The 6,759-nt window shown below is 67.0% G+C and carries 6 protein-coding genes; 1 reads left to right on the top strand and 5 read right to left on the bottom strand.

Features of this window, described 5'->3' with window-relative positions:
- The coding region (locus AB7U92_RS19205; RefSeq protein WP_428580638.1) for a pilus assembly protein at nt 1-948 on the top strand (948 nt) is incomplete at its 5' end.
- A 57-nt stretch (nt 949-1,005) separates the two neighbouring features.
- Here AB7U92_RS19205 and AB7U92_RS19200 read toward each other — a convergent pair.
- From AB7U92_RS19200 to AB7U92_RS19180, 5 genes are all read right to left on the bottom strand, one after another.
- Nucleotides 1,006-2,166, bottom strand: a complete 1,161-nt coding sequence (locus AB7U92_RS19200) for a deoxyguanosinetriphosphate triphosphohydrolase (RefSeq protein WP_428580635.1) — start codon at nt 2,164-2,166, stop codon at nt 1,006-1,008.
- Nucleotides 2,167-2,175: 9 nt separating this feature from the next.
- On the bottom strand, nt 2,176-3,270 hold the full coding sequence (aroB, locus tag AB7U92_RS19195; RefSeq protein WP_428580632.1) for a 3-dehydroquinate synthase: 1,095 nt from the start codon (nt 3,268-3,270) through the stop codon (nt 2,176-2,178).
- A gap of 24 nt (nt 3,271-3,294) precedes the next feature.
- The gene (locus tag AB7U92_RS19190) at nt 3,295-3,861 is read right to left on the bottom strand and encodes a shikimate kinase (RefSeq protein ID WP_428580629.1); all 567 of its coding nucleotides are present in this window, start codon (nt 3,859-3,861) and stop codon (nt 3,295-3,297) included.
- Between the two features lie 3 nt (nt 3,862-3,864).
- Entirely contained in the window at nt 3,865-5,547 is a 1,683-nt protein-coding gene (locus AB7U92_RS19185) for an Ig-like domain-containing protein (RefSeq protein ID WP_428580626.1), read from the bottom strand.
- A gap of 40 nt (nt 5,548-5,587) precedes the next feature.
- On the bottom strand, nt 5,588-6,759 hold a 1,172-nt coding region (locus AB7U92_RS19180; protein ID WP_428580623.1), incomplete at its 5' end, for a type IV pilus secretin PilQ.

Here is a 6,759-nt window from a genome sequence, read left to right as displayed (position 1 = left end):
TCCGGCTACAACAATGTGTCGCCGGGAGATGGTCGCGGTCGCCTGTACGACGTCAACGCCGCCACCGGCGCGCTGAACCGCAGCATCTCCACCGGCGCCGGCAGCACCACCACGCCCAGCGGTCTGGCGCAGATCCGCGCGTGGGTGGATCGCACGGAAGTCAACAACACGACGCTTCGCGTTTACGGTGGCGACAACCTCGGCAACCTGTGGCGCTTCGACGTCAACGGCGATATCGGCGCCTCCGGCTACGACGCCCAGCTGCTGGCCACCCTGTACAACGACAGCGGCAATCCCCAACCCATGACGGCGCGACCTGAGCTCGGCCTGGTGTATGGCCATGCCGTGGTGTACGTGGGCACGGGCCGCTACCTCGGTGTGTCCGACCTGACCGACGACAGCCAGCAGACGATCTATGCGATCAAGGATCCGCTGGGCAGCGTTGGCTGGGGCAACCCGCGCACGCAGGGCAGCTTCATCAGGCAGACTCTGACCAACGGCACCTGCCCGACAAGCTCGACCATCTGCGACCCGTCGCAGCAGGTTCGCACGGCCACGTCGAATGCCGTCGACTTCGCCGCCAACGGCGGCTGGTATGTGGACCTTCCCGAGCTCACGGAGCGGGCCGACACCGACCCTCAGCTCGTGCTGGGCACGCTGGCTTTCACCACCAACATCCTGAACACCAGCGCATGCACGACCGGGGGCACCAGCTACCTGAACTTCCTCGACTACCGCACCGGTGGGCCCGTGAGTACGTCGGGCGGCGTCGCCTCGGTCCTGCTCGGCAACGCAGGCGCCACGCGTGTGAACGCGGTCGGCCTGCCGGGCGGCAAGGTGGTCGGCATCACACAGCTGCGTGACGGCCGGGTCAGCACCGACGACATCCCGATCGAACCGCCGTCGGGCAGCACGCGCCGCATTTCCTGGCGCGAGCTGGTCAACTGATGGACTGACCGTTCGAAAGAAGCCCCGGCCAGGCCGGGGCTTCTTTCTTGGCGTCTGTCAGTCGGCCCGCGGCCGCACCGGCCAGTCGGGTCTTCTGCCGGTCAGTCTGGCGTGCTCCTGCAAGGCGAAGCGGTCGGTCATTCCGGCGATGTAGTCGGCCACTGCGCGCGGCGTGCCCCGTCCGGCCATCGGCCGGGACGGCAGCTGCGCCGGCTCCGCGACATAGACCTGGAAGAGTTCGCGCAGCACGTCGCGCGCCACCGTGGTGGTGGCCACGACCTGCGGATGGCGATAGAGGTTGGCGCGAAGGAAGCGCTGCACCTCGTCGGTCTGCCGGCGCATCTCGGCACCGAAGCGCACCAGCACCGGCAACGCACGTGCCTGATCGGCACTGCGGACGTCTTTCTCTTCGATCGCGGCGCGGGTGGTGCCGATCACGTCGTAGACCTGTTCCGACAGCACCCGCCGCAAGGTCTCGAACAGCACGCGCCGGCCGGTCAACGCGGGGTAGGCCTGGCGCACCGCATCGAGATGGCGGCGGATCAGCGGCAGATCCTCGAGTTGCTCCAGGGCCAGAAGGCCCGAGCGCACGCCGTCGTCGATGTCGTGCGCGTTGTAGGCGATCTCGTCGGCGAGGTTGCACAGTTGCGCCTCCAGGCTCGGCTGGCTGCGCTCGATGAAGCGCTGCCCGATGCCGGTGGGATCGTTCGCCGCCAGCCACTCGGCATTGCGCCGGCTGCAGTGCTTGAGGATGCCCTCGCGCGCCTCGAAGCTCAGATTCAGTCCGTCGAAGGCCGCGTAGCGCTCCTCGAGGCGGTCGACCACGCGCAGGCTCTGGAAGTTGTGTTCGAAGCCGCCGCCCTCGGGGTCGGCCGCCGACATGCACTCGTGCAGCGCATCCTGCCCGGCGTGGCCGAAGGGCGTGTGGCCAAGGTCGTGGGCGAGCGCGATGGCCTCGATCAGATCTTCGTTCAGCCCGAGCGCACGGCCGATGGAGCGGCCCAGCTGGGCCACCTCCAGCGAGTGCGTCAACCGCGTGCGGAACAGGTCCCCTTCGTGATTCAGGAAGACCTGCGTCTTGTAGACCAGGCGCCGGAACGCCGTGCTGTGGACAATGCGATCCCGGTCACGCTGGAAGTCGTCGCGCGGCGGCGATGGCGCTTCCGGATGCCGCCGCCCACGGCTGGCTTCGGGATCGCTGGCGTAGGGCGCACGCATGCGCCCGGCCTACCCGCTATGGGCGGCGAGCACCTCGCGCACCATGCCGTCGGGAACGGCGCGCATGCCGGCACGCCCTGGCGCCTCGATCACGACGAAGCGGATTTCGCCGGCCTCGGCCTTCTTGTCGAGCCGCATGAGCTCGAGGTATCGATCCGCTCCCAGCGCCGGACCGCGCACCGGCAGGCCGCATCGTTCGACGATGCGACGGATGCGACGTGTGTAGCCCTCGTCGATCAGGCCGAGCCGGCGGGACAGATCGGCCGCCATGACCATGCCGCAGCCGACGGCTTCGCCATGCAGCCACTGCCCGTATCCAAGACCCGATTCAATGGCATGCCCGAAGGTGTGGCCGAAGTTGAGGATGGCGCGCAACCCCGCCTCGCGTTCGTCGGCACCGACCACCTTGGCCTTGATCTCGCAGGAGCGCTTGACCGCCCGAGCCAGAGCACCGGAGTCGAGCGCCATCAAGGCATCCGCATGCGTCTCGAGCCAGCCGAGGAAGTCGTCATCGGCGATCGGCCCGTACTTGATGACCTCGGCGAGGCCCGCCGCGATCTCGCGCCTGGGCAGCGTGCGCAAGGTGTCGAGATCGGCGATGACGCGCAGCGGCTGGTAGAAGGCGCCGATCATGTTCTTGCCCAGCGGATGGTTGATCGCGGTCTTGCCGCCGACCGAGGAATCCACCTGCGCGAGCAGCGTGGTCGGCACCTGCACGAAGGGCACGCCGCGCATGTAGCAGGCGGCCGCAAACCCCGTCATGTCTCCCACCACGCCACCACCGAGTGCGTACAGCACGGTCTTGCGGTCACAGGCACGCGCGAGCAGGGCATCGAAGATCAGGTTCAGCGTCTGCCAATCCTTGTGGACCTCGCCGTCCGGCAGTTCGACCAGGTGCACCTGCGGGTGCCGCGTGCCCAGCACTGCCTGCAGGCGCGGCGCGTACAGTGGCGCGACGGTGGTGTTGGTGACGATCATCGCGTCGGCCGAGCGGGGCAGGCCCTCGTAGCTGGCCGGGGCGGCCAGCAGCTCGCTGCCGATGAGGATGTCGTAGCTTCGCTCCGCCAGATCGATGCGGACGCGTTCGATGCCTGAAGAGGTCATGCGCGCAGTGTACGGCGCATGCGTTCAGCTTCTCGGCGGCTCCACCGGCGAACGCGCCAGATGGGCGGGGACGAGGCCCGCCAGCTCCAGCTGCATCAAGATCATGTTGACCAGCGTGTGCACCGAGGGGCGGCCGGTCTCGATGATGAAGTGGCTGCACTCGCGATAGAGCGGGTCTCGCCGTTCGAACAACTCGCGCAGCCGCCCCAGCGGATCGGACACCTGGAGCAGCGGACGCTGCGTATCGTGGCGCAGGCGGCGGAACAGTTCTTCCGGGGTCGATCGCAGGTAGACCACGGTACAGCGGCTGCGCAGGGCTTGGCGATTCGCCTCGCGCAGGCAGGCGCCGCCGCCGGTGGCGATGACCTTGGGATCGGGGGTGGAGGTCAGCTCGCCGATCGCCGATTGCTCGATGTCGCGAAAGCGCTCTTCGCCCTCGCGATCGAAGAATGCCCTGATCGACTCACCCAGGCGGTGTTCGATCAGGGCATCGGAATCGACGAAAGGCCAGTCCAGCCGTCGCGCCAGCTGTCGCCCGACGGTGGACTTGCCGCCGCCGGGCATACCGATCAGGGCGATCGGGGCGGGCACACTTCAGTTCGGGTTCGTGCAGTCCGTCGATGTACCGTAAGGGCTGACGACGAAGGCAGGCGGATTGGACGTGTTGCGGACCGCTGCTGCCTCGACCGGAAGCGGGTCCAGCAGGTAGGTGGCCCGGCCCTCGGTGCCGGCGATCCCCGAGGCCGTCACCGTGATCAGCGCATCGATCCAGGAGCCTCGGTCCTGCGGATAGGTGACCTCCAGCACCACGCTGCCCCGGGCATCGGTTCGCGGCGACAGCAGGCGGACGCTCACGTCAGCTTTGCGCGGCTCTAGCGTGCCGTTCCCGTTGCCGTTGCCGTTGGCTGTGGAATCCTCCGACGCCTCAAGCACACCGTTGCGGTTGGCGTCCTCGTTCTGGCAGATGGCGGAGTCCCCAGAGGGCAGCGCGCCCGCCTTGGCCCAGGCCGTTCCGCCTACGACCCACTGGCCCTTGCGGTACGTCAGCAAGTCGACCGCCGCGACGATGTTCACGTCCTGCTTGGCAGCACCCGACGAGTCCACGACGGTGACGATGAACTGCTTGGTGTAGGTCAGCGTCTCGACGACGATGTTTGCGTTCGTGCCGATCGTGACCGACAGAGGCTCGGAGGTCACCGTCAGGGTCTTGCTGGCGCTGGTAGTGCAGTTCAGCAGGTTCGGATCGGTGTCGCTGGTTCCGTAGCAAGCCCGGACGATCACACCATCCGTCGGGCTGGATCGCGTGCCGGGCACGTAGGCCGTCGTCACGGCGCCGTTCGCGTCCGTGTACAGGATCTGGCCATTGCCACCGGCCGTGAAGCTGCCGCCGACGTTTTGCGGGTCCCCACCCAGGTCGAAGGTCACTCGCACGTTCGGAATAGGCACGTTGTTCGCCGCCAGGAAGAGCGCGCGGATCTCGGCACGGTTGGAAGTACCACCCACCGTGTTGACCGCCACGACGCTCGGCTCGGCCGAAACCGAGGCCGAGGCAATGGCCGTCGTGACGTTGGGCACGGTGCTGGTGCTCTGGACCTGCACGGTCTGCGTGTCCGAATCTCCAGCGCTGGAAGCGGTGATCTGGTACGAACCCGCAGTGGCCGGCGCGGCGTAGTTGAACACGAACTCGCCGTTGGATCCGGTTCGACCGATGGCCTGCGAGGGGGTCAGTCCGGCCGCGGTGACGGTCACCTCCTGGTTGGCCATGGCGTTGCCGGCCTGGTCCACCACGCGGTACTGCACTGTGCCCGACTCGCTCGGCAGCAGGACGGCAGGTGCGAGTACGCCACTGATGTCGGCACCGAAGACCTGCACGTTCGCCGTGCGGCTGATCGAACCCGAGACGGCCGTTACGGTGATCAGACGGTTGGAGCGATTGGAGCCGATCGAAAGCACCGCACCCAACTTGCCACTGGCGTCTGTCTCGGTATCCGATGCAGTGATGACCGCATCGGCGTCTGCGGCAATGGTGAGCGGAACATCCGCCAGCGCATTGCGCGTCGCATCGAGCGCGGTGGCAGTCACTGTGACTGTCGCGGATCCCGTGTTGGCCACTTGCGTTGCGCTGAGGTTCAGCACGATGTCCGCTACGGTCGTCGTTCCCCCACCACCGCCCCCACTCCCAGGATTGAAGGGCGACGAGCCGGCGTCGCTACCGCCGCCGCACGCGTTCAGCAGCGCTGCCGCCGCAAGAATCCAGATAGCCTTGACCAGCTTCATTTCGAAGTCTCTCCCGGGAGAAGAAGGGTTCCGCCGTGGCTCACAGCGCGCCGTTGCGGTCGGTCACGACCTTCGGCGTCAGGAAGATCAGCAGTTCGGTGCGCTCGGACGACTTGGTCGTCGTCTTGAACAGGTGGCCGAGCACGGGGATGTCGCCGAGGAACGGCACCTTCGTCGTGTCGGTGCGATCGGTCTGCTCGAAGATGCCGCCGATGACCACCGTGCCGCCGTTCTCCACCAGCACCTGGGTCTTCACGTGCTTGGTGTCGATGGCGAAGCCCGCCGCGGTGGCCTGACCGACGCTGTCCTTGTTGACGTCGACATCCAGGATGACGCTGCCCTCAGGCGTGATCTGCGGCGTGACCTCGAGCTTCAGGTTGGCCTTGCGGAACTGCAGCGAGGTTGCACCACTCGAGGTGGCCACCTGGTAAGGCAGTTCCGTGCCCTGTTCGATCAGCGCCTTGGTCTGGTCGGAGGTGATCACGCGCGGGCTCGACACCACCTTGCCCCGGCCATCGGCCTCCAATGCCGAGATCTCGAGGTTGAGGAAGCGGTTCGAGTTGGCACCGAACAGCGACAGCGCGAACGTCGCCGGGTTGTACGTGTTCTGGCCAATCGCCGGCAGCGACACGAAGGTCGTGTCGTTGAAGTTCACGTCCGAGACGTCCACCTGCAGCGTCTGCGCACCGATCGCGTTCATGTTCCCGCCCACGGTGACGCGGTTGTTGCCGCCGACGCTCCAGCCGGGCACGCCACCGCGCAGACCGCGCAGATCGGTGGCACCCAGCTTGGCGCCGAGGGAGCGACCGAAGTTGTCGTCGGCGATCACGATGCGCGCTTCGATGAGCACCTGGCGTACCGGGATGTCGATCTTGCCGATCAGCATCTGAATCTCCTCGAGCTTCGAGGGGATGTCGCTGACGAACAGTTGGTTGGTCCGCGATTCGAAGATCACGCTGCCTCGCGGCGACAGGATCTTCGTGCCGGTACCGGCCCCGCTGCTGCTCTGCCCGCTCAGGCCCTTGGCAACCTCTTCGGCCTTGGCATAGTTCAGCTGGAAGGCCTGCGTGCGCAGCGGCTCGAGTTGGGCCACCTGGGACTTCGATTCGAGCTCCGCCTTTTCCTTGGCGGCGAGTTCGTCCTTCGGCGCGACCCAGATCACGTTGCCGGACTTGCGCAGCCCGAGGCCCTTGGCCTGCAGGATGATGTCCA

The sequence above is a fragment of the Piscinibacter sp. genome (assembly GCF_050175855.1).
In the GTDB taxonomy this organism is placed as follows: domain Bacteria; phylum Pseudomonadota; class Gammaproteobacteria; order Burkholderiales; family Burkholderiaceae_C; genus Piscinibacter.
Note: the sequence above shows the minus strand (reverse complement) of the source record. Positions and strands in the feature narration are given on the sequence as shown.